Genomic DNA, 23872 nt, shown 5'->3' with positions numbered 1-23872 from the left:
TTGAGTGAATAATTTACTGACGTCCTTACAAACGTGGTGGCTAAGTATCTCTCAGCGAGAGCAACGCTTAGTGGTTGTGTGTGTTTTTTTTGCTGTCCTTGGAAGTGTCTACTGGGGGATCGTACAACCCGTCGCTCAAAGGGCTGATGATGCACAGATGCGCATCCAAAGTGAGAAACAGCTTTTGGCTTGGGTTCAAAGCAAGGGTGATGAGATCAGCAAGCTAAAAGCACAGGGCGGTCTGACGGTGTCGAGTATGCCAATTAATCAGGCCATTTCATCAAGCGTTAAACGTTTTAATGTTGAGCTTATTCGTGTCCAGCCTCGTGGAGAGCAATTTCAAGTTTGGATTGCGCCAATGCCATTCAATCAGTTTGTTAGCTGGATTGCCTACTTACAAGAGACATACGGGATTGAGGTCGTATTTCTGGATGTAGATAAAGGCGCTCAAGATGGCGTGGTCGAAGTGAATCGATTGCAGTTAGGTAGGGGTTAACAGAGTGAAGAAAACCATTCTATCGGGTCTATTCATCAGTAGCGTGTTTGTCGTAAGTGCGATGTTTCACATGCCCGCACAGTTCATTCTTCAATATGCGCCTTTACCCAGTGCATTGCGTGTAGCTGATATCGAAGGGACTGTATGGCAGGGAAGTGCCCAGCAAGTTCAATGGCAGGGCACAAATTATGGGGCACTCAACTGGCAGTTTAATCTGGTTAAGATGCTCGCGGGTTCACTAGAGGCGCAAATTCGTTTTGGTAGAGGCAGTGACCTCTCACTTCAAGGTCGAGGTGTGATTGGTTACGACTTCAGTGGCTTTTATGCGCAAAACCTTATTGCCGCTATTCCGGTAGAAGAAATGAGTAAGTTTATCCCTCGCTTACCTGTACCGTTGGATCTCGAAGGTCAGGTTGAGGTCAATCTTCGCTCCTATCGCTACGCCCAACCATATTGCGATAGCGCTCAAGGAAGCTTAGTGTGGAATACTCAAGTGGTGAGTACGCCACTGGCAGATCTCTATCTCGGGCCGGTCATTGTACAATTTAGTTGTCAGCAGAGTCGTATTGATGTGCAAGGAGAGCAGCAGAGCCAAGAGGTTGAAAGTGGCTTCAGTGCTGAGGTTGGGGCGGGTAGCTACAAGCTGAGTGCTTGGTTTAAGCCGTTAGCGGAGTTCCCTCAAGCGTTACAACAACAGCTCAAGTGGCTGCCAGAGCCTGCGGATAGTGATGGTAAATACCATTTCAACAATCAAGGGCAATGGTAACTGCTAGGTATCGAGCAACAATGTATAAGGGCAGCGTGATTCACGCTGCCCTTTTGATTATTTGCTGGCGGGAAAACTGATTTGTACTCTTAAACCGCCACCACTGCGATTATTAACGATAACCGAACCGTTATGTTGGCTAACAATTCGTTTGACTATCGCAAGTCCAAGTCCAGTACCTTCGCTTCCTCGAGCGGTATCACCGCGAGTAAAAGGTTCAAACAGTTTGCTAATCTGGTTCTGTTCAATGCCAGGGCCGTTATCTTCAACACAGACCCAAACCAGTTTGTTGTCTGCGGTGATGCCGGTGCTGACCTTTATCCATCCATTTCCATATCGAATCGCATTCACAACGAGGTTACTAACGGCACGTTTAATCGCGATAGGGCTGCCGAGCGTCTCTTTAAGTGGTTGAACCAAAGCGGTTTCAATTTGTACTTCATACCCACCTTCTGATGAGGCGACATCGTTAGCAATTTCATTCAAATCGACAGAGACAAATGACTGCTTGTTCACGGGCTTTAGATAGTCCATGAACTGGCTGATGATTTCATTACACTCTTCGGTGTCGCTAATAATTCCTTCTGCAAGATAGCTATCTTCTGGTGACATCATTTCGGTCGCTAATCGGATGCGGGTTAGAGGGGTTCTTAGATCATGGCTGATACCCGCCATCAATAGAGCGCGATCTTCTTCTAGAGCCTGAATGCCTTTTGACATCTGATTAAATGCGCGTGTTACGGAGCGAATTTCTGAAGCACCTTTTTCCGGAAGTGGTGGTGGAATCTCCCCTCGTCCTACGACTTTCGCTGCCTTTTCTAAAGCAATAAGTGGTCGATTTTGTAAACGAATAAACAACCAACCACCGGCTACGATAAGTAGCGCCATGATCAAGCTGTTACGAAACAGCGGTGTGAAGTCTTCTTCCTGTAGTTCGGAGAGGGGAATACGTAACAGCGACCCTGGCAGAGAATCGATCTTCATCCATAACACATAGCTGTCGTTACCCAACATCATTCGCACATCTGTGGGTGAGCCAAGTTCATTGCTCATCTCCTCACTCATCAAGTCGATCGACACTGCATGGTAGTACTCGTCAGCAATCGGGCTATCTTCAGCATGGATGGTGACACCAAGCTGCTCCAAAACTCGTCTGCGTAGAGGTGCATCCATCGCTAGTTCATCCTCTAGGCTTGCCGAGTCATCAAGCATTAGGTTTATTTCATGCCCGAGGATTTTATTGAACTGTTGCAGGCTAGGCATTAACGCGTAGTTGAACACGGCGTAGTAAGAATAGACCTGACTTGCGATTAGTAGAGTAAGAAAGATAAAGATGGATTGTGTAAATGAGCTGCGAATGCGCATAACGCCAACCTTAGTGGAGTAGAAACGAAGAGTGCGAGACCGGGTCTCGCACTCTAGTAAATCTGGAAACTGTTAGGCTTCTTTACCATCAGGGACAAAGACGTAGCCCAATCCCCAAACGGTTTGGATGTAACGAGGTTTACTTGGGTCGACCTCAAGCATACGGCGCAAACGTGAGATCTGTACGTCTATCGAACGTTCCATTGCTGAGTATTCACGACCTCTAGCCATGTTCATCAATTTATCGCGAGACATTGGTTCACGTGCATTCGTCACAAGTGCTTTCAGTACAGCGAATTCGCCTGATGTTAGGGGCATCGATTCTTCGCCACGGAACATTTCACGAGTTCCTAAGTTGAGACGAAATTCACCAAACTCAACGATCGACTCTTCGCTGCTTGGTGCGCCCGGTAACTCAATGGTTTGTCGACGAAGAACCGCCTTGATACGCGCGAGTAGTTCTCGTGGGTTAAAAGGTTTTGGTAGATAGTCATCTGCACCTACTTCAAGGCCGACAATACGATCGATCTCATCACCTTTCGCTGTCAGCATTAGAATGGGTAGCGTATTATTCGCATTACGCAGGCGACGGCAGATGGATAAGCCATCTTCACCCGGCAGCATTAAGTCGAGAACCATCAAGTGGAAGTTTTCACGAGTTAGCAGGCGGTCCATTTGCTCGCTATTGGCAACACTACGAACTTGGAATCCTTGCTCAGACAAGTAACGCTCTAGTAGTGCACGAAGACGTGCATCATCATCAACAACTAAGATCTTGTGATTTTCTTGCATGTAATGGTTCCACCTATTTGATAAGCACGCACTAAAACAGGGTAGAGGAAGACTTACCCATTGCGCAGCTTAAAATGTAACACTGTTCACGCTCTAGTGGAGCAAAGAATTGTTAACGTTTATTTCCTTTTTAGCTAATGTATATCGTAACTTCAATCTAATAACGTCAAAAATATGAAAACAAACCTAATAACCCGAGAAGGCTACGACCGACTCAAGCGCGAGCTTGATTTTTTGTGGAGGGAAGAGCGCCCTGAGGTCACTAAAAAAGTGACTTGGGCTGCGAGTCTTGGTGACCGCAGTGAGAACGCAGACTACCAGTACAATAAGAAACGCCTGCGAGAGATTGATCGTCGCGTTCGTTATCTGAGAAAGCGACTCGAACAGGTTAAGGTGGTTGACTATTCGCCCCAGCAGGAAGGCAAAGTATTTTTTGGAGCGTGGGTTGAAATCGAAAATGATGCTGGTGAGGTCAAGTCATTCCGTATCGTGGGGCCTGATGAAATTTATGGGGACGCCAAAGGGTATATTTCGATTGATTCTCCGATGGCTCGTGCGTTGCTTAAAAAAGAAGTTGATGATGAATTCAGTGTGAAAACGCCCGATGGTGACAAAGAGTGGTTTGTGAATCGCATTTGCTACTCAGCTGATTAAGGAAGGTTTCACCCACAGTATAAGTCCCGCCTATATATAGCGGGACTTTTTATTTCTGTTTCTATTGAGCAGGTTCACTAACGAGATAGTTGCTTTCGCTGGCAACTACGGCCCCATACTTGAGGAAGTTCTTACCCAAAATCATGCTGTAATGGAAACGACTCCGATCCTGTAAATTGACGCGAATGTTTTTCTCAAGATGGCCAAGCGATACATGCATTTCGACAACAGGCCGTGTTGTCGCCTCTTCGCCCTTTTTGGCTGTAATCGTCATGTTATCGAGCACTTTACGAGTGAAATCCTGTTTGACACCCTGATCGTTTTCATAGGTAAAGCTCACCATTTGCTGACCATTGCGTTTAAACAACTTGATGTTTTGCGCATTGATGGAGCTGACGTCGGCTCCAGTGTCTAGCTTCACAGGGATACTCATACCTTCGACTAAAGCCTCCTCAATATGCCCGGCTTTAAACAGTGGATAAACATCAAGTAGGTGTTCACTGCGCGTATTGATGAGTACACCATCTTTTGACATTTTCTGGCCGATGACAAAGTAATCTTCTGACTCATTTTCATCTAACACGTCTATCGCATAAGGAAGTTCCACCGGTTCTCCGTAGAGCATGAAGGTACCGAATACCACCGGGCGAATAGAGTCGCCTACCTTGAGTTTTTTGTTGATAGGCTTTGAAAACTGCTTGGCTTCCCCTTCATGGTTGGTCAGATAGTAGGTCACCCAGTCTTTGCCATTCTTATCGAACATCTCGAAACTGCTGACTTTGAGTAGCGGTGTTTTGACCGTCAAAGATGGTTGAGCTTCTAAGATAACGCCATCTAAATCGATAGCTTCGCTGCCTGAAACTTGCATTGCCTTAGAGCGAGGGTTGAAGAACTTAGGGCTGCCAGACAGTAAGGATTTTTGTTTGGTATCAACCATAAAGTGTCGATTCAACGTCTCTTTGCCTAATCGCAGTTGAGATCCATATTGACTTCGGTCACTCAAATAGACCAGCCAGTATTGAGTCGGTTGATTGGGATTGTCTACTGGTACAAACACCATTGGACGCGGTTTGCCACCGACACTGAGTTGCCTAATGACAGGTAGCGTCAGCGCTTTTTTCTCGCCTTGGCGGTTTTCGATTGTGAAGGTCACCCGTTGAGTCTTCGAGTCTACGTTGACGTCTTTGGCATGCAAAACGCTGTAGTTACTATGGAGTGAGTAGCTAATCTTTTGTTGGATACCTGCGATGGTGACCGTTTCTGCCCGACCGAGAAGCTGGGCCTGTTTTTGCTGTTGTAGATAGTCATATCCAGCAAGAACCCATGCGTTGTTGCTAAGGAAGGTTTTGCCAATCAGAATCGGAGAGGAAAATTGGCTTCGGTCGGTTAAGTTTACCTCCGTCATTACCGTTTTATCTGCAATGGTTAGAGGTAGGGTGACCGTTGGTCGCAAGATTGGCTGCTTCTGAGTTCGGTTTCGAATCACGCTGACACGAGTAATCGGTCTAGTAATTTCTATAGCCTCACCAGTGTATGGGTGAGTGATGGTGAAAGACACGCTGACTTGATAAGGGGCAAACAGCCCTGCATGCCACTTATCATAGTGAACGTTATCAATTGCTGGATGAGCAATGAGTGCTTTCATTAACTTTTGATCGCGCAATTGACTAAAATCTGGATGGCGACTGGACACATGAATATTGGTGGCATGCATTGAGGTGGTATCCGCACCCGTATCAATCTTGCCCGCAAAGGCTATCGTTTTTAGCGGCTCTACATCACTAAGGTAGACACTTTCTACTCGACCCAGCACCAATTTATCCTCAAGAGTGTAAAGAGGATGCTGTGTCGTTGCACTCAGCGCGGAATTGAGAGAGCTATTATCCGCGATAGAGAGTGACGAAAAGAAAACGGATAATACAGAAAAGGCCAGCAAGATTTTTTTCATAGTGGTTCCATATATTCATTGTTCGTTCAAAGACTTGAACGAAGTTAGTTCCAATTTTCAAATTTTAGTTCGAATGATAGCAATAGTTCTGACATAACTTTCACACAATTGCCAACCTATCGTTCTAACTATTGCGTAACCTTGCTAGCGGTAGCAAAAAGTGTTGGTTTTTACCTTTGTTACCCCAATATATTAGACGTTTAACTTAGAAAAGAGATTCAACGGATGAGCCAAGCTATCTGTAATTTGATTGCTCAGGAACTCAATGTTCGCCCTGAGCAAGTCACTGCGGCTGTTAACCTGATTGATGATGGTAATACCGTTCCGTTTATCGCGCGTTATCGTAAAGAGGTGACGGGTGGTTTAGATGATACTCAGCTGCGAAACCTAGATAGTCGCTTATCCTATTTGCGTGAGCTAGACGAACGTCGCCAAACTATCCTGAAGTCGATTCAGGATCAGGGAAAAATGACGCCTGAGCTAGAAGCTGAAATACATCAGGCAGATAGTAAAACTCGCCTAGAAGATCTTTACCTGTCGTACAAACCAAAACGTCGCACTAAGGGACAGATTGCGATTGAAGCGGGACTTGAGCCGCTAGCCGATAAACTGTGGAATGAGCCGCAAACCGATCCCGAAGTTGAGGCGGCGGGTTACATCTCTGCCGAGAACGGCATTGAAGATACTAAAGCTGCGTTGGATGGCGCTCGTGCGATCGTGATGGAACGCATTGCAGAAGATGCGAACTTGCTAGAAAAAATTCGTCACCACCTTAACCGCAATGCTGAGTTGGTATCTCGTGTTGTCGCAGGAAAAGAGCAAGAAGGTGAGAAGTTTAAAGACTACTTTGAGCACAATGAAGCCCTAAACAAAGTCCCTTCGCATCGTGCATTGGCGATGTTGCGCGGCCGCAACGAAGGCTTCTTAACCTTGGCGATGAACGCAGATCCGGCGCAAGATGAAGGTGTCCGTCAATCGTATTGTGAGACGATTATTAGTGACCACTATGGTATTTCATTAAGTAGCGCTCCAGCTGATGCTTGGCGCAAACAGGTGATCAGTTGGGCATGGCGCATCAAGGTGTCTATGCATATGGAAACCGAGTTGATGGGCGCGATGAAAGAGCGCGCAGAGATTGAAGCCATCGAAGTGTTTGCCACTAATCTCAAAGACTTGTTAATGGCGGCTCCGGCTGGTCCTCGTGCGACATTGGGCCTTGACCCTGGCTTACGTACTGGCTCCAAAATTGCGGTTGTAGACTCGACTGGTAAAGTCTTGGCGACAGAAACGATTTATCCTCATCCTCCGCAAAAACAGTACGATAAATCGGCGCAAATTGTTGATGCTTTGGTACGTAAATACAATGTTGACTTGATTGCGATTGGCAATGGTACTGCTTCACGTGAAACGGACAGTTTCGTGGCTGATCTAATTAAGCGTGGCAATCTTAAAGTCCAGAAGGTCATGGTCAGCGAAGCGGGCGCTTCGGTTTACTCTGCATCTGAGTTGGCGGCGAATGAATTCCCTAATCTTGATGTTTCATTGCGGGGCGCGGTGTCTATCGCCCGTCGTCTGCAAGACCCGCTTGCTGAGTTAGTGAAAATCGATCCTAAATCTATAGGTGTTGGTCAGTATCAGCATGATGTGAGTCAGTCGATGCTCGCTAAACGACTTGATGCGGTAGTTGAAGACTGTGTGAACGCGGTGGGTGTTGATGTCAATACGGCATCGCCGGCACTTCTTACTCGAGTTGCAGGTCTATCAAGCACTATTGCACAAAACATCGTTGATTATCGTGATGCGAATGGCCGTTTTGAAGCGCGCTCGACCCTTAAAAAAGTGGCACGTTTAGGGCCTAAAGCCTTTGAACAGTGTGCTGGTTTCTTGCGTATTATGGATGGTAAGAACCCGCTTGATGCCTCTTCTGTTCACCCAGAAGCGTATCCAGTCGTTAAAGTCATTGCAGAGAAAAACCAAAAAGATATCAAAGCTCTGATTGGTGACACTCAGTTCCTACGTGGTCTGCATGCGGTGGATTACACCGATGAAAACTTTGGTGTGCCAACGGTTACTGACATCATTAAAGAGCTTGATAAGCCAGGTCGTGACCCTCGTCCAGAGTTTAAGACGGCGACCTTTGCTGATGGCGTTAATGAGGTATCCGACTTAGAGATTGGAATGGTTTTGGAAGGCGTGGTTTCCAACGTGGCTAACTTTGGTGCCTTTGTCGATATCGGTGTTCATCAAGATGGTTTGGTTCATATTTCTGCTTTAACTGACCGTTTTGTCTCTGACCCGCGTGAAGTGGTCAAGGCCGGTGATATTGTTAAAGTGAAGGTCATGGAAGTCGATGTTCAACGCAAACGAATCGCGCTTTCTATGCGTCTCAATGATGAGCCGGGACAAGACAATCGAGCTCAGCGTTCTGCGTCGCCGCGTGGGCAGCAGCGCCAGACACAGGGTAGCCAAAGTCGTCGTGATGAGTCACAGAACAATGCGATGGGTGGTGCGTTTGCCGCAGCCTTTGCCAAAGCCAAACGCTAATTGAGTCACCACAAGTAAGAGAAAAAGCAAATCCCCGCAGTAGAGATACTGGCGGGGATTTTTTCGGCATTACTTAATCGAAGTAAACCTCGATTGAGTACTACAACACCGCAATTACATCAGAAGGTGTATTGGGAGCAACCGCATCGCCGTAATGGAATTTAATTACGGTTCTACGTTTAGCCATTTTCCCTTCTGTTATCGCCGCATCGATTATGCGTTTCGGCAAGCGAAAACGCATGGCGTAGCCTTTACCTTGATGTTCGCTGTAACTGTCTAGCGCCAGCAACTGAAATAGCCTTTCGAGTGTGTCCTTGGGCTCTTCCTGATAGAGCGAAATTGCTTCACCACTTTGTTCCGCCTCATAGCTTGGGTGCTCAGAAGGATCCCATGATGATTGCTTTCGCCGTTTATCGTCCGCTGTTACCTTTCGTTCTGCGTTGCTCTTGGTCAATGCAATCGTAGGAGCAACAGGTTCGCGAACTTTGTTGTCGCGTGCCGCTTGTTCCGTTTGCACATTAACCGATGGGGCGATGAGTGGAACACTTACGTTCGTAGGTGATACGAGCATATTTTATCTCCTCACGCCCAACCTAGAGAGTTGTCACCCCGTTCGGTTAGTCTATTTATCGACCAATTTAGTCAGATGTTTAGCGACGTTTACAATTTGTTGCACAAACCCTATTTTTGGGTGTCTTGAGAAACAAAAAGCAGCACTTGCTGGCAGAAGTTACCCAACTCCGTCATAAAAGGGGCGTGAGAGGAGTCAGAAAAGACATATTGGTCGCTGTGTGGAATTAAGCGCTCCACGTCACTGGCGACTTTGATTGGAACTAATCCATCTAGCCGCCCATATAGGCGAAGAACGGGAATCGTCAGTCGTCCTAGTTCCGCTCGGTAGTCAATGTCTGCTAGGAGTTTGAGCCCAGCCAGCAGCGCATCTGGGTTGGGAGTAGGGCGCGATAACACGGCTTTTTTAAGCTGCTTTACGTCTTGTCTTGCAGATGGACTGCCCATTGCCTGCAATGCCATAAATCGCTCAATAGTAAGTTGAAAATCCTCGACCAACTGTTCAGTAAAGGCGCTAAGAACATTGGGTTGAATACCTCGCCAAGGACGCTCAGCGGCAAATTTCGGTGAGCTTGCGACAGTGATCAGTCTGGTGACTCGTAGGGGGTGGTTTAGCGCAATATGTGTTGCTAGGAGGCCACCTAGTGACCAGCCGATCCAAGTCGCGTGTTGTGGCGCGCTAGCAAGCACTTGCTGGGCAAGATCGTCCATGTTGATGAAGCTGGATTGGTGGCTATGGCCAAACCCTGGTAGGTCAACGACGTGCACGCGATAATGCTTGCTGAGTTCAGTCACGGTTTGTTGCCAAACTGCGCCATTCATTCCCCAGCCATGAATGAGGACGATATCCGCTCCTTCGCCACAACTGTGCCAATATAAAGCTTCGGTTTTGCTCTCAGTCTCTGCCACTTTTTCCATCCCTAAAATCCTTACTCTATCGCCACAATTAGAATGTCGTCGTTGTTTGGAGTTGGAGTATGTTAGCGCAAAGGGTAGGAAAATACATCGCGGACCTGTTACCTGTGTATTGTGGTATATGCTCGCTGGAAGTGGACTCGACGACAGAGATTAAAGGTGTCTGTCGACATTGCAGCCAATATTTTGAGCCTTTACCACGTTGTCTGCGTTGTGGTTTGCCTATGGTTACCGAGGCGTTAGCTTGTGGTGAGTGCCTCAAGCGTCCACCCATTTGGCAACGAGTCTATTGCGTCGGAGATTACCAGTTTCCCCTATCCAATTACGTTTATCGCTATAAGTACCGAGGGCAATTTTGGTTGAGTGGTCAATTGTCTTCTATGCTGGCGGCAAGAATTGAACAACCAGCACAACTAGTGACCAGTGTGCCGATGCACTGGCGACGTTATTGGGTGCGCGGCTACAACCAAAGTGATTTGCTGGCGCAGGCGATAGCCCGCAAACTCAACGTATCTTATCAACCTCTTTTTAGGCGATTAAGAGCAACACCACCGCAAGCAGGATTAAGTAGAGTTGAACGAAAAGAGAACTTACTCAATGCGTTTGCTTTGCAAGGTCAACAAGCCCTCACGCAACATGTGGCAATTGTTGATGATGTTCTCACCACAGGTAGTACAGTGTATCATTTATGCAAACTACTGCTTGAAGCCGGAGTCAAAACCGTTGATATTTACTGCATCTGTCGGACTCCTGAACCCGCAAGTTAGCTGAATTTAACTAAAACGCTAGATCTCTCAGCTTTCAGGAGTAGAATGGTCAACTAATAGCCTACAAAATTACTCAGGTATTCGTCGTGTCAAATACAATTACTATTACTGAAACTGCCCAAAAACACTTTGCTAACCTATTGGAACAGCAACCTGACGGCACTAATATTCGTGTATTCGTTGTTAACCCTGGAACCCAGAATGCAGAGTGTGGTGTTTCTTACTGCCCACCTGAAGCCGTTGAAGCTACGGATACTGAGCTAGCTTTTGACGCTTTCTCTGCTTATGTCGATGAGTTAAGTCTTCCATTTCTAGAAGATGCAGAGATCGATTTTGTCACCGACAAAATGGGCTCACAACTTACTCTTAAAGCGCCTAATGCTAAAATGCGCAAAGTCTCTGATGATGCACCGCTCGTTGAGCGTGTCGAGTATGTCATTCAGACACAAGTGAACCCACAGCTTGCTGGCCACGGCGGTCACGTAAATCTTGTTGAGATCACCGAAGATGGCATTGCAATTGTTGCGTTTGGCGGTGGGTGTAATGGTTGTTCAATGGTTGACGTAACACTTAAAGAAGGCATCGAGAAAGAACTGCTACAACAGTTTGAAGGTGAATTGTCTGCCGTACGTGATGCAACGGAACACGATCGTGGTGAGCATTCTTACTACTAATTACGTTATTTAAACCGAATGAAATACATAGGGTTGGCCGTTGAGCTGACCCTTTTTTTTGTTTTCAAAGCGGACTAATTTCTCATATATTAAGAACTTCAATTTTTGCATAGGATCAAGCTTGTGGCTAAAAGGACTCCACCAGAAATTCTGGCCAAGAATACGGTCGCGCAATCACGATTATTCGCAATTGAAGCGTTAGATCTCCGCTTTAGTAATGGTGAAACGCGCACTTATGAACGAATGAAACCTAGTGGTCGCAATGCTGTGATGATGGTACCTGTGACAGCGCAAGGGGATATTTTACTTGTTCGTGAGTATGCCGCAGGAACTGAGCGTTATGAGCTTGGCTTTCCGAAAGGACTGATTGATGCTGGCGAATCACCGCAACAAGCGGCTGTGCGTGAATTGAAAGAAGAAATAGGTTTTGGTGCTCATAAACTTACTCCTTTAAAAGAGGTGGTGCTTGCCCCATCCTATTTCTCCAGCAAAATGACCCTATTCATTGCAGAGGATCTATACTCAGAGCAATTGGAAGGTGATGAACCTGAACCGTTAGAAGTGGTTCGTTGGCCTTTAGCACAAGCTGAAGAGTTGCTAACGCACCTCGATTTTAGTGAAGCGCGGAGTATTACTGCGTTGTTGCTGGCTCTACAAAGACTAAAACCATAATCAACGCCCCTTCAATTTAGACAACAGGGAAGCAGATACGTAGAGCGCTAAGGATTTTTTATGCCAATAACAGAAGACTATTCGCATCATTTACCTGCAGTGATAGAGATTGCTCGTTCAGCAGGGCAATTGATTCTCGATATTTATGAGAAAAAAGAGTACGAAGAGTACACCAAGAGTGACGAGACGCCTGTTACCAGCGCAGATATCGCCGCGCATAAGCTGATTGTAGAGAAACTGTCTGATCTTACCCCTAATATCCCAGTTTTATCAGAAGAGGCGGCAGACATTAGTCTGGAGAAGCGTTCACAGTGGAATTGCTATTGGTTAGTGGATCCACTCGATGGTACACAAGAGTTTATTGCCCGTAGTGGAGACTTTGCGACCATTATTGCGCTGGTGGAGAACCATAAGCCCGTTATGGGAGTGGTTTATGGCCCTGTTTCAGGTGTTACTTATTACGCCTATCAAGGCAAAGGCGCGTGGAAGATCCCGGATCTTAGCGAAAGTGTGCGTATTAAGGCTCATCAACATGACGGTAAGGCGAGTCCAATTGCGATCGCGATTAGTCGCCGTCAGGATATTAACCGTATTACCAATCGAATGAGCAGTAGTTGGAACTATGATTTGATTCCTCTTGGCTCAGCTGCGCTTAAAGCATGTTTAGTTGCTGAAGGGGCTGTGGATTGTTATTTGCGTCTAGGTCCGACGGGTGAATGGGATACAGCGGCCACTCAGTGTATTGTTGAGGAAGCGGGGGGAAGAATTTTAAGTACGCTCCTTGAACCCTTGTCATACAACGAACGAGATACATTAGAGAACCCGAATTTTATCGTGCTAGGTGATGAGAGCCTACCGTGGGATGAGATTTTGCAAGTTAAAGACTAGTTTCAAGCTTCTAGCCGCGAGCTTCGAGAAGGAGAGCTTGATATGATTACTCTCTACGATAACTTCTCGTAGCTCGTAGCTCGTAGCTCGTAGCTCTTCTCTTACGCCTTCGAATACACATCCCTCTCTCCTAACCAGCGTTCTATGATTGCGGCGGCATTGTCGGGATAGTTGTCATGAATATGGCGTGCGATACGCTGAACTTCGGGGATTAAGCGTTGATCTCGTACCAAATCGGCAATTTTGAAATTCGCCATTCCTGTCTGTTTGGTCCCGAGTAACTCGCCTGGACCGCGTATTTCCAGATCTTTTTGTGCAATCACAAACCCATCGTTGCTTTCTCTAAGCACACCTAAGCGTTTTTGAGCGGTTTTCGATAGTGGTGAGTGATAGAGCAGAACACAGTGGCTTGCGACGCTACCACGTCCAACACGGCCTCTCAACTGGTGAAGTTGGGCCAAACCTAGACGTTCTGGGTTTTCGATAATCATCAAGCTTGAGTTTGGCACATCTACACCAACTTCAATGACTGTAGTTGCCACTAACAGATGGAGCTTATTGTCTTTAAAATCCTGCATCACAGCTTGTTTTTCTGCCGGTTTCATTCGTCCATGTACCAAGCCAATTTTTACGTCAGGTAGCTTTCGTTGTAGCTCTTCCGCGGTGTCCGCGGCCGCTTGTGCTTCAAGGACCTCAGATTCATCAATCAGGGTACAGACCCAGTATGCTTGTTTACCTTCATTGAGGCAGGCATTTCGTACACGATTAACGATGTCATCGCGTTTCGTATCGGGTATCGCTACGGTCTGAATCGGCGTTCTACCTGGAGGCAGTTCATCGATGACTGATGTTTCTAGATCCGCATAAGCGGTCATGGCTAAAGTTCGTGGAATAGGCGTAGCCGTCATAATCAACTGATGCGGATAGGCGCCTTGCTTGGCGCCTTTTTCACGCAGTTCAAGCCTCTGGTGAACACCAAAACGGTGTTGCTCATCAATAATCACAAGCGCTAAGTGATCAAATGCCACATGTTCTTGAAACAGAGCGTGGGTGCCCACGACCATTTGTGCTTCTCCACTGGCGATCTTAGCCAGTTCAGTTTCTTTGGCTTTGCCTTTTAGTTTTCCTGCTAGCCAGCCGACTTTTATGCCCATCGGTTCCAACCAGTTGGCAAAATTGAGCGCGTGTTGCTCCGCGAGCAGTTCCGTTGGTGCCATTAGCGCAACCTGATAACCATGCTCAAGTGCGCGTAATGCGGCAAGGGCAGCAACTAAAGTCTTACCAGACCCAACATCTCCCTGTACCAAGCGCATCATTGGGTGTGCTTTTTCTAAGTCCTGTTCTATTTCTTGTACGACACGTGTTTGAGCATTGGTGGGTGAAAAAGGCAGTTGATCAAGTAATTGCTGTTTGAACTTATTGCTGGCAGGTAAAGGTAGTGCCGCATCCTGCTGTCCTTTACTACGCACAGATAGCATAGAGAGATTCTGTGCCAATAACTCTTCCATAATGAGGCGAATTTGTGCAGGGTGTTTACCTTGGTCAAATTGCTCCAGATCGATACTTGGAGGTGGTCGATGAATGGTGTGAAGTGCTTGAGCTAGCGTTGTTTGATGGTCATAGAGTCCGCTAGGAAGCAGCTCTTGAACGGCGCTTTTATCGAGTAGCTCTAACGCCTGATCCGCTAGGTTACGTAGTGTAATTTGTCTAAGGCCATCTGTAGTCGGGTAGACAGGGGTCAGAGTCTGCTCAACTTCAGCCGTTTGATTGGGTGCATAGAATTTGTAGTCTGGGTGAACAATCTCTAGACCGTAACCTCCACGCTTAATTTCTCCATAGGCGTGAACCATCTTACCTTGGCTAAAGTTGTTCTTCATCGCCGCAGTGAAATTAAAGAAGCGCAGGGTGATTGTGCCGTTTCCATCACTTATTTTGACCGTTAACATTTTCCGTTTCCCAAACAGTGTATCAACACTCATCACGGTTCCTTGCACTGCTGCCCATAGGCCTGCATGCAATTTAACGATGGGATAGATTCGGGTGCGATCTTCATAACGCAAAGGTAAATGAAAAAGCAGATCTTGGACGGAGTTGAGTCCTATTTTAGCAAGCTTTTCTGCGACTTTGGCACCGACGCCAGTCAGTGAAGTCAGGGGAATGGCAGATAAGAGTTGGGACATAACTAAGCTCGCTAAGTTATTCAATCGGTTAGTAAGGCTATCAGCATTAATAGTTAACCATTGGACTGTGTTTTTGTACAGGAAAAAATGAAGGGCGAAGATCGGGCTGCGCCCTGAGAGAATCTAGAACGCTTCGCTCCGAGAATCGAGATCGTACTTCGTCCTTCGAAAGGAGCTTGTGGTGAGTGAGTCGAAAATTGCAGGCAGCGCCGGCTAATCTTTTAGTCTAATTATCTGAATTTAAGGGAAAAGGGCTGGCATGCAATGTCAACCCTCCCAAGATTTTCTCGCTACTTGCTACTTGCTACTTGCTACTTGCTACTCGCTACTTCTTCTGCATTTCCTTCCACCACTCGTCATCTGCGACAATCTGCCCTTGGTCATCAAGAGGCGGGTAAGGCAATTTCTTTCGTTTGGCTACTTTCGCGAGCACAGGGTGTCCGCGCTCAAATAACAGGTGGTTGATGGTTTCTTCAGGAACGGAACTGATTTCATTGTCATACATACCCGCTGCTTGGCGCTGGCGTTGTGCTTCATAGAGAATGACGGCACTAGCGACAGATACGTTGAGCGACTGAACCATACCAACCATAGGGATGATGATGTCTTGGTCGGCCATTTCCTTAGCTTGCTCAGAAGCGCCTACTTTCTCACTGCCCAGAATGATGGCGGTTGGCTTGGTGTAATCAATGTCACGGAAGTCGACCGCTGATTCGGACAGATTGGTCACCAGAACCTGCATTCCTTGAAATTTAAGCTCGCTGATTGCTTGCTCGATTGAATCATGGGTTTCGACATCTACCCAGTTACGTGCACCTGCTGAAGTATGGCTAAGTGTTCGCATTTTGTTTGGCCAGACAGCATGAATCTTATGAATGCCCGTCGCATCTGCGGTTCGAATAATCGCTGAGACGTTATTGGGCTTATGGACTTCTTCAAGGCACAGAGTCAGGTCAGACTGACGAGCTTTAAGTACTTGTTGGATGCGGTTGTAGCGTTCTAAATTCATAATCTTATACAAAACAAAAGCCCTTGAAACGGTGATTTCAAGGGCAGTGGATAATCAAATCGGAGTCTTAGTTCTTACGTCGACGAACTTTTAGCGTCTGTGGCATCGCTTTTATCTTACGCATAATTCCTGCAAGATGGACGCGATCTTTGGTCGTGAGCAATACCGTGACTGTATACAAGCGACCATCTCGTTCTTCGGTCGACAGACCATGAATGTTTGAGCCGGTCTTAGAGATAACGTTAGTCAGCTCTGCCAATGCGCCTTGACGATTTTGTATGTCTACCGTCACTTCGGTAATGAACTCTTTATCGTAATCTTTCGACCACTCAACAGCCATGTACTTGTCAGGCTCTTTTTGATATCCACGTACGTTAGGACACATTTCACGGTGAACCACGAGGCCGCGACCAGGTGATACGTGAGCAATAATGTGATCATCTGGGATAGGGTGACAACAGTTGGCAAAGGTGAGCAAGATGCCTTCAGCTCCACGGATTGGCAGCTTTTTCTTGTTGCCATTATCAACTTCAGTAAGTTCATCGGCATCGCCTAACAGTCGACGGGCAATAACGATACTCATCAGTTCACCCAGACCAATATCAGCAAGTAAATCTTCAATTGTTGCGATTTTTAGGTCACCGAGAACATGAGCGATGTTCTCTTCGCTTACATCCGATAGAGAGCGTTCACCAAGAGCGTGGTTTAGTAAACGACGACCAAGCGTAATCGACTCTTCACGGCGCATGGTTTTGAGAGCCTGACGGATCTTAGTTCTTGCGCGAGAAGTTACCACATAGTTTAGCCATGCAGCATTCGGACGAGCACCTGGAGCGCTAATGATTTCAATCGTTTGACCGTTTTTCAGCGATTTACTAAGCGGGTATGGATTGCGATCGACACGTGCACCAACACAAGTATTACCCACATCAGTGTGTACAGCATAAGCAAAGTCTACCGCAGTTGCGCCGACAGGAAGTTCGACAATACGGCCTTTCGGTGTAAAGACGTAAATCTCGTCAGGGAAAAGGTCTGATTTTACATTTTCGATAAATTCGAAAGAGTTACCCGCACTTTGCTGGAGTTCTAATAGGCTTTGCATCCATCGTTGTGCTTTGACCTGTGCGGTTGTGCCAGTACGTTCACCATTGCCTTTGTAAGACCAGTGCGCAGCGACACCTTTATCCGCCATCTGGTCCATATCGTCAGTACGGATCTGCACTTCTACGGGTACCCCATGAGGGCCAACCATTGATGTGTGAATGGATTGGTAGCCATTAGCCTTTGGTACAGCGATGTAGTCTTTCATACGTCCTGGGCGAGGCTTATAAAGGCTATGCACTTGACCTAGCACTCGGTAGCAAGTGTCTGCATCTTCAACGACCACACGAAATGCGTAAATATCCATAATGGTATGGAAGCGCTGCTCTTTGGTCTTCATCTTGTTGTAGATGGAGAAGAGGTTTTTCTCTCGACCAAATACACGCGCGTTCAGACCTACCTCTTCGAGGCGACCTTCAATCTCATCGTGGATGCGCTGAATCATCTCTTTACGGTTACCACGCGCTGATTTTACCACTTCTTTTAATACGCGATAGCGATTTGGGTAGAGCGCTTCAAAGCCTAGCTCTTCGAGTTCGGTTTTGATGTTGTGAATACCAAGGCGATGTGCCAGAGGAGAGTAGATTTCTAGAGTTTCACGTGCGATGCGGCGTTTTTTGTCTGGGCGAAGCGCGCCCAAAGTGCGCATATTGTGTGTGCGGTCAGCGAGTTTGATGAGAATAACGCGGATGTCTTGCACCATGGCAAGCACCATCTTACGGAAGTTTTCTGCTTGAGCTTCCTTGCGATCGCGAAACTTAAGCTTATCAAGCTTAGAAACGCCATCCACAAGTTCTGCAACCGTATTACCAAATTGAGCTTCGAGCTCTTCTTTGGTGACTTCAGTGTCTTCAATGACATCATGCAGCAGAGCGGCTTGTAGCGTCTCGATGTCTAGGCGCATTTCACCCAGAATACGAGCAACAGCAACAGGGTGGATGATATATGGTTCACCGCTAGAGCGGGTTTGCCCTTCATGGGCGTCTTTCGCTACCACATAAGATTGACGCAGAGCCTCAATTTGAGGCTCTGTTAGGTATTCTTGGGCAACGTCTTTGAGGCTATCAAATAGATACAAATTTTAGGCTCGGAAGATAGTTGTTATAGAGAAGCGTTAATTAACGGCTGTGAGCGATGCTGCTAACAGCGGCTAGTTCAGCGGCTTCTTGCTCTTGCTGCTCTTGACGCTCACGTGCATCAAGGATCTCTTTAGTGATAAGACCTTCTTCGATCTCGCGCAGAGCGATAACCGTTTGCTTATCATTCTCTTCTGGCACTAGTGAATCTTTGCCACCAGTTTGCATTTGACGAGCGCGGCGTGCCGCAATTAGAACTAGGTCGAAACGGTTGCCTACTTTTTCAACAGCGTCTTGAACAGTTACGCGTGCCATGAGAACTCCAAATTAGTTAACTTAAATTTTGAATGACGAGAAATTATACAGGTAGAGTGGCTTAGATGCTAGTCACTAGTTACGAGCCACTGGTTTGTTGAAACTCTCGCCTATTGGTTAATGGAACTATTATCTTTTCGAAACTCGAAGCTCGAAACTACAACTTATTCAGCTAAAAGAGCATCCAGCATGCCTTTATATTTATCAGCTTGCTTGTCTTGCTTCAATCTTTCTGCGCGAATGATGGCCTTAAAATCCATTAGTGCGTTGTCGAAATCGTCATTAACGATCACGTAGTCGTACTCACTATAATGTGAAATTTCAGACTTCGCTTCTGCCATACGCTTGGCAATCACAGCATCGCTGTCTTGACCACGCGCGTTAAGGCGACGCTCTAGTTCACCATTTGATGGTGGCAGGATAAATAGGCTTTTTGCCAATGGCATTTGTTCACGGATCTGACGAGCACCTTGCCAGTCAATATCTAGAAAAACATCGATGCCTTTTTTTAGGTTGTCTTCAATCCAAACGCGAGAGGTGCCGTAGTAGTTCCCGAATACTTCTGCATATTCTAGAAACTCACCTTTTTCAATCAGCTCTTCAAAGAGCTCTTTTTGTACAAAGTGATAGTGGACACCATCTTGCTCACCTGGACGCATACCTCGAGTTGTATGTGATACCGACACTTTCATCGCGTAGGTTGGGTTGGTTTCTAGCATGGCCGAAATCAGACTAGATTTTCCCGCACCGCTTGGTGCAGATACGATATAGAGAGTGCCTTTACCCATAGGGACGATTCCATATTTGGTTTGATGACCGTCAGTATCTAATGACTGACATATTAAAGATAGCACTGACCCACTAAAACACCGAAGTGGTTAAATTTAGGCCAGAAAAATGGAGGCGAAGAGTAGCATAATCTATCATTCAGAAACAAGTAGCAGACCTTAATACCGCCCTTATAAACCCCAAGGCTTCATGCACGTTTTAGGCTTTTGGACTTATTGATTTGTGGCTTAAGTATGGCGTTAATCTGGGGTGCTAGAAATCAACTAAAGGATGAACACGATCTGGCACAATTTATTAACCGTCGTGATAAACTGCTTTCTACTTAGTGTCTTATCGAGAAAAGAGGTTATGCCTTCCAATCTACCTAAATCTTTCAGTAAACCATTTCTCAAGAGTTTTCACGTTTTAGAAGCTGTCCTCTTGATTGCGATAACGTTAGCGACCTTGTTTGCTATGGTGGAAGAGTTTGTTCATGTCTTTACTGAGAAACGTGTTTTACTGACAGACATTCTATTGATGTTCATCTATCTAGAAGTACTGGCTATGGTGAAACAATTCGTGATGAACGGTAAGATCCCTGTACGCTATCCTATATACATTGCTATGATGGCAATAGCTCGTTACATCACATTAGGTATGAAGGAGCTTGATGCGACTCTCGTTGTTTGGCTTTCTATTGCTGCATTTATTCTAGCAGCTGCCACTTTAGTGATTCGAGTTGGTCATCACTATTGGCCTTATGTTGATCACACGACAGAAGAGAAGGATGAGTAGACACTAATCCACTTCTTCATCTCTTGCATCCTCAGGCTAGGAGCAAACATCTATGCTTCTAGCGCTGTGAAAGCGTAAGTCTCAGGTTACGTTTTTGCTTCCTTAAGATCTCAAAAAAGCTAAATTTTTGTATGCAAATATAAAATAATCGCATGTCTCACATGTGAGATATTTCTTGTGTCCTAATCTGCCGTCACACAATTTGCTGCCGCTACACCAATAGTTTAATTTAGTGATGGTACGACGTTCTTTAAAGTATATTTCACGATAGACTCTCAGACTGTGAGCTAGACTTAGTCTGATCATCAAGGTTCGGTTGTTATGTGTTTACAAATGCACCACACGCATTTCCACTACTGTTTAGAGACGATGTCTGCCTTCTACTACCTTCCTATATTGGATTGGAAATCAGCCTCAGCAAACCACTGAGTTTGATCAAATTGTTTATGCTGAATCCATAGAGCAACTGCCGGAGAAGATTGGCGGAGCCGTTTGTTTTGACTTCACCGAACCTGACAAATTAGATGATGCCATCAAGACGTTTTATCACAACCGCTGGCGTTGGTCTTGGTTGCTATTCGCTAATGGATACAATAATATCCATTTGCTGTTTTATTTCGCTATAATGGATATAACTGTACCCATTTGGTCTTTGCGGATGAATTTTACCTTACTTGATGATACCGACGTCAGCCAAGCCTATGCAGCTTATTTGCGCGAGTTACGAAAGCAGGCAAAGCTGTCACGAGCGGCGCTTGCTGAGCGAAGCTGTGTACCTGCGGCCACCATTAAGAAGTTTGAGTTGACCGGGCAAATTTCATTTCGCCAATTGTTGTTGCTTTGGCAAACACTTGACTCGCTAGATAGGCTCTATCAACTCACTGAGCCTAACAAAGAGCGCGCCACTATACCCACGAGTATCGATGAGGTGCTAAAAGATGAGTTTTAAACCGATTCAGAAGCTTAATGTTACTCGTACGCTAAGCTCAGGTGAACAGATATCTGTTGGGGTCTTGGCGCAGAATCGGCAAGGTGTTTTTTCCAGTATGCAGACAGCTATTTGCAGCAGTTTGGCAATTTATCACCGTTTACCTTGCAGTCGAGCACACAAGTTCAAGCCGCACCTAAAGCGCCGCATCAAGGTGTACATGGCGTATTTGGAGATTGTTTGCCCGATGGCTGGGGCATGTTGTTACAAGATCGTATTTTCCGGCAACAGGGCATTCTGCCTAATCAATTAACAGCGATGGATAGGTTAGCCTTTGTCGGTGATAAAGGCATGGGAGCGCTGTTTTTTTCTCCGGTGTCTGAGCTTTCAGCCACCACGCATGCGGATATTGATTTAGCAACCTTGGGCTTAGAAGCGCAAACGCTGTTCGATGCTTCAATGTCAGACTATATGGACGACAACCATGATGAGTTAGATGGGCATACGCAACAGGGTTTCCCAGCAGATAATTACTTCTCGCCGGAAAGAAACCTAAGCATGCTCATCGAATCACGGTTTATTGAGCGATTTTTACAGTTTTGGGGATTTGTGAGCATTGATCCAAGACGTTTTTTAAACACGGAACTTATTGGTAGAACGGTACAGGTACTGCCTTTATTAAAACAAACTTTTCAATTCACAATAAATAGATAGCAAGGTCTTCGTGAGCGAATATCAATACTATAAATTCGAGCGTCTGGATGGGTATTTAGATGCTAAAGCACGCCAAGCACTCAGATCGATTTCAAGCCGTGCCGAGATCAGCGCTACGTCCTTTCAGGTGTATTACACCTACAGTGACTTAAAGGCAGAGCCTTCTGAGTTGATGGTAAAATACTTCGATATCGGTTTTTATTATGCCGATTGGGGCTCAATCGATGTATACATCAAGCTACCAGCTGGAACGCTTCCAGATGTGTTACTCGGCTTTTCAATAGATGGGCTTTATGTGCATCAAAGCGATGAGTGGCAGTTGCTGATTTTTTCCATCGAGGAGTATGACGAATATTTTGACGATGAAGATGCTGACGACTTTTTCCTGCATTTAGCTGCTTTACGCAGTGGGTTAATGCAAGGGGATTGGCGCCTTGTGTACTTCATGTGGCTCAAAGCGTTTGAATTTAATGATGACGTTGAGCGAATGCCGTTGATTAAATTCGATTTTGAACACCTCAGTGAAGAGTTGCAGGCCTTTGCGGTACTGTATGATATTCCCTTAGCATTGGTTAAGGCGCTCGCCATGGTGCTGACCGAACAACCCAGTCACCAAGCCAAACAAACTCAGCTTACGTTTGATGCGTGGCGCCATAATCTCTCGGAAGCAGAGAAAGACACGCTATTACGCACGTTGTTTGAGCAAGGCCAGCTAACCCGTCACCAAGCCTTAGCGCTGACGCGAAAAGAACCTGCCAACATAGACGAGATCTATCAATACTGGTTAACCCCTGCCGTCATTTCTCCTTTCATTGAGCAAGCGCAAAGTCTGTTACAGCAAGAGCAAGCCGCAGCACTCGCTAAAAAATTAGCCATCGAAAAAGCGGAAAAAGAAAAAGCGTTGACGGATATCTACAATCAGCGTGAGCACTACTGGCAGCAATCACAAGAGCAAGCGGATCGAACATGCGCCAGTGGTTACGATGCGGCGTCACGCTATCTGCATCAGCTGTTTGAAGCCTATCAGTTCAAAGCGAATGAAGCAGCGTTTGAACAACGTTTTAAGCGCTTTGTTGTGGCGAATAATAGCCGTAAAGCACTGTTAAATCGTTTGAGTGATTTGCTTTAAACGATGAGGCGATAGGCTGGCCAAATGACGTTAGCAAAAAGCTGATTGAGGGTTGATTGAAAGGTTGTAAGCCCACCCAAAAGTCTACAGATTGTTACCTTTTAAGTCACTTTGTGTAGACCTCTAACCGCTGAGTTTTCCAGCTCAGTAAACGCATGGACGAGTGCTCGACTTGCATTACACACTTTTACGCGCATAAAAGTGTTGTGGTGTTCTAGTTGAGCAAGACTTTTTCGTTGTGAGATGGCTTTCGGTACTTACATACTTGGGCTTTTGGGGCAGTATGGGCAAAGCCTTAATTCATGCCATTTAGCCACACACCAACCCTGCCCACAGAGCATTAATTACTTGGGGCATTATGTAAATACTGGGACAGGTTGTTAGCTGTACCATCAGAAAGCTGCACGCACCCGCGATCCGCAGGGGGACACTTCTCTTGAAAACAAGGGGCGGCTATTTATTGCACTGGTTAGACGATGACAATCGCCTCGCTACTGGGCGATGCCCGACAACACCCGCCCACGTATGTACTGCGTGAAAGGCAGCATCTTGGATGACTAAAAAGGCGATGACCCCTGTGTGGGCTTGTCGCCTTGTAGTGTACCGTCAGTCAACATAGGTACTTGGCAAGGTTTGAAGTATAAAGCTGACAAGACCGCTAAATAGCTGATCCTAATTATGCTTCACTTTTTGTACTCCATGACCACCGCTGGGAAACGATGAAATGTTATCCATAAAGTTTCGAACCCGTTTTAATAGTTGCCACATTGCTTTGCATTGATGATTCCGAGTTACTGTTTCATGTA

21 protein-coding genes and 2 pseudogenes are annotated in these 23872 nt (G+C 46.1%); 12 read left to right on the top strand and 11 right to left on the bottom strand.

Annotation, left to right across the window (positions count from 1 at the left end; translation table 11 throughout):
* Nucleotides 1-4: 4 nt before the first annotated feature.
* Complete coding sequence (locus QTN94_RS11390; protein WP_331416670.1) at nucleotides 5-496, top strand: type II secretion system protein M; 492 nt, start codon at nucleotides 5-7, stop codon at nucleotides 494-496.
* A gap of 4 nt (nucleotides 497-500) precedes the next feature.
* On the top strand, nucleotides 501-1262 hold the full coding sequence (locus QTN94_RS11385) for a type II secretion system protein N (RefSeq protein ID WP_331427701.1): 762 nt from the start codon (nucleotides 501-503) through the stop codon (nucleotides 1260-1262).
* Nucleotides 1263-1319: 57 nt separating this feature from the next.
* Here the strand turns inward: QTN94_RS11385 and envZ are convergent, their stop codons facing one another.
* Nucleotides 1320-2627, bottom strand: coding sequence for a two-component system sensor histidine kinase EnvZ (gene envZ / locus QTN94_RS11380; RefSeq protein ID WP_138972916.1), 1308 nt, complete (start codon nucleotides 2625-2627; stop codon nucleotides 1320-1322).
* A 72-nt stretch (nucleotides 2628-2699) separates the two neighbouring features.
* Nucleotides 2700-3419 (bottom strand): osmolarity response regulator transcription factor OmpR, encoded by a 720-nt coding sequence (ompR, locus tag QTN94_RS11375; RefSeq protein WP_138972917.1) that lies wholly within the window; start codon nucleotides 3417-3419, stop codon nucleotides 2700-2702.
* A gap of 174 nt (nucleotides 3420-3593) precedes the next feature.
* Between ompR and greB the strand changes: the two genes are divergently transcribed.
* On the top strand, nucleotides 3594-4073 hold the full coding sequence (gene greB / locus QTN94_RS11370) for a transcription elongation factor GreB (RefSeq protein WP_331416673.1): 480 nt from the start codon (nucleotides 3594-3596) through the stop codon (nucleotides 4071-4073).
* A gap of 61 nt (nucleotides 4074-4134) precedes the next feature.
* Here greB and QTN94_RS11365 read toward each other — a convergent pair whose 3' ends face one another.
* The gene (locus tag QTN94_RS11365; protein ID WP_331427700.1) at nucleotides 4135-6021 is read right to left on the bottom strand and encodes an ATP-dependent zinc protease family protein; all 1887 of its coding nucleotides are present in this window, start codon (nucleotides 6019-6021) and stop codon (nucleotides 4135-4137) included.
* 225 nt (nucleotides 6022-6246) lie between these two features.
* Between QTN94_RS11365 and QTN94_RS11360 the strand changes: the two genes are divergently transcribed.
* Nucleotides 6247-8565: a Tex family protein gene (locus tag QTN94_RS11360; protein WP_331427699.1), complete on the top strand. Its 2319-nt coding sequence runs from the start codon at nucleotides 6247-6249 to the stop codon at nucleotides 8563-8565.
* Nucleotides 8566-8665: 100 nt separating this feature from the next.
* On the opposite strand, the gene QTN94_RS11355 is transcribed toward QTN94_RS11360, so the two are convergent.
* Together QTN94_RS11355 and bioH are read right to left on the bottom strand one after the other, a co-directional pair.
* Complete coding sequence (locus tag QTN94_RS11355; RefSeq protein WP_138972921.1) at nucleotides 8666-9136, bottom strand: ATP-dependent Lon protease; 471 nt, start codon at nucleotides 9134-9136, stop codon at nucleotides 8666-8668.
* A 110-nt stretch (nucleotides 9137-9246) separates the two neighbouring features.
* Nucleotides 9247-10053: a pimeloyl-ACP methyl ester esterase BioH gene (bioH, locus tag QTN94_RS11350; RefSeq protein ID WP_331427698.1), complete on the bottom strand. Its 807-nt coding sequence runs from the start codon at nucleotides 10051-10053 to the stop codon at nucleotides 9247-9249.
* Between the two features lie 59 nt (nucleotides 10054-10112).
* Here bioH and QTN94_RS11345 point away from each other — a divergent pair, with 59 nt between their 5' ends.
* The 4 genes from QTN94_RS11345 to cysQ all read left to right on the top strand — a co-directional run bounded on the left by QTN94_RS11345 (nucleotide 10113) and on the right by cysQ (nucleotide 13051).
* Nucleotides 10113-10817, top strand: a complete 705-nt coding sequence (locus QTN94_RS11345; RefSeq protein ID WP_331416677.1) for a ComF family protein — start codon at nucleotides 10113-10115, stop codon at nucleotides 10815-10817.
* A gap of 86 nt (nucleotides 10818-10903) precedes the next feature.
* On the top strand, nucleotides 10904-11491 hold the full coding sequence (gene nfuA, locus QTN94_RS11340; RefSeq protein ID WP_138972923.1) for a Fe-S biogenesis protein NfuA: 588 nt from the start codon (nucleotides 10904-10906) through the stop codon (nucleotides 11489-11491).
* Between the two features lie 123 nt (nucleotides 11492-11614).
* Nucleotides 11615-12163, top strand: coding sequence for an ADP compounds hydrolase NudE (gene nudE, locus QTN94_RS11335; protein WP_138972924.1), 549 nt, complete (start codon nucleotides 11615-11617; stop codon nucleotides 12161-12163).
* Nucleotides 12164-12223: 60 nt separating this feature from the next.
* Nucleotides 12224-13051, top strand: coding sequence for a 3'(2'),5'-bisphosphate nucleotidase CysQ (gene cysQ, locus QTN94_RS11330; protein ID WP_138972925.1), 828 nt, complete (start codon nucleotides 12224-12226; stop codon nucleotides 13049-13051).
* A gap of 101 nt (nucleotides 13052-13152) precedes the next feature.
* On the opposite strand, the gene recG is transcribed toward cysQ, so the two are convergent.
* From recG to gmk, 5 genes are all read right to left on the bottom strand, one after another.
* A complete protein-coding gene (gene recG / locus QTN94_RS11325) occupies nucleotides 13153-15231 on the bottom strand; it encodes an ATP-dependent DNA helicase RecG (RefSeq protein WP_331427697.1) in 2079 nt (692 codons plus the stop codon).
* A gap of 325 nt (nucleotides 15232-15556) precedes the next feature.
* Nucleotides 15557-16240 carry a tRNA (guanosine(18)-2'-O)-methyltransferase TrmH gene (gene trmH / locus QTN94_RS11320; RefSeq protein WP_331427696.1) on the bottom strand — a complete coding sequence of 228 codons (684 nt, stop codon included), beginning with the start codon at nucleotides 16238-16240 and terminating at the stop codon, nucleotides 15557-15559.
* A gap of 67 nt (nucleotides 16241-16307) precedes the next feature.
* Nucleotides 16308-18419 carry a bifunctional GTP diphosphokinase/guanosine-3',5'-bis pyrophosphate 3'-pyrophosphohydrolase gene (spoT, locus tag QTN94_RS11315; protein WP_331427695.1) on the bottom strand — a complete coding sequence of 704 codons (2112 nt, stop codon included), beginning with the start codon at nucleotides 18417-18419 and terminating at the stop codon, nucleotides 16308-16310.
* A gap of 40 nt (nucleotides 18420-18459) precedes the next feature.
* On the bottom strand, nucleotides 18460-18732 hold the full coding sequence (gene rpoZ / locus QTN94_RS11310; RefSeq protein WP_004410883.1) for a DNA-directed RNA polymerase subunit omega: 273 nt from the start codon (nucleotides 18730-18732) through the stop codon (nucleotides 18460-18462).
* A gap of 164 nt (nucleotides 18733-18896) precedes the next feature.
* Nucleotides 18897-19520, bottom strand: a complete 624-nt coding sequence (gene gmk / locus QTN94_RS11305; protein ID WP_138972929.1) for a guanylate kinase — start codon at nucleotides 19518-19520, stop codon at nucleotides 18897-18899.
* A gap of 349 nt (nucleotides 19521-19869) precedes the next feature.
* On the opposite strand from gmk, the gene QTN94_RS11300 reads away from it, so the two are divergent.
* The 4 genes and pseudogenes from QTN94_RS11300 (at nucleotide 19870) to QTN94_RS11285 (ending at nucleotide 23066) form a co-directional block, all read left to right on the top strand.
* Nucleotides 19870-20295, top strand: coding sequence for a phosphate-starvation-inducible protein PsiE (locus tag QTN94_RS11300; protein WP_331427694.1), 426 nt, complete (start codon nucleotides 19870-19872; stop codon nucleotides 20293-20295).
* A gap of 658 nt (nucleotides 20296-20953) precedes the next feature.
* Nucleotides 20954-21244 carry a helix-turn-helix domain-containing protein gene (locus QTN94_RS11295; protein WP_138972931.1) on the top strand — a complete coding sequence of 97 codons (291 nt, stop codon included), beginning with the start codon at nucleotides 20954-20956 and terminating at the stop codon, nucleotides 21242-21244.
* Nucleotides 21234-21736, top strand: a pseudogene (locus tag QTN94_RS11290) (HipA N-terminal domain-containing protein); the annotation flags it as partial. The gene QTN94_RS11295 and the pseudogene QTN94_RS11290, both read left to right, overlap by 11 nt.
* Nucleotides 21737-21947: 211 nt before the next feature.
* A complete protein-coding gene (locus QTN94_RS11285; protein WP_331427693.1) occupies nucleotides 21948-23066 on the top strand; it encodes a hypothetical protein in 1119 nt (372 codons plus the stop codon).
* A 672-nt stretch (nucleotides 23067-23738) separates the two neighbouring features.
* Here the strand turns inward: QTN94_RS11285 and QTN94_RS11280 are convergent.
* Nucleotides 23739-23872, bottom strand: a pseudogene (locus QTN94_RS11280) (IS630 family transposase); the annotation flags it as partial.

The organism is Vibrio sp. M250220 (assembly GCF_036533795.1).
In the GTDB taxonomy this organism is placed as follows: Bacteria; Pseudomonadota; Gammaproteobacteria; order Enterobacterales; family Vibrionaceae; genus Vibrio.
Note: the sequence above shows the minus strand (reverse complement) of the source record. Positions and strands in the feature narration are given on the sequence as shown.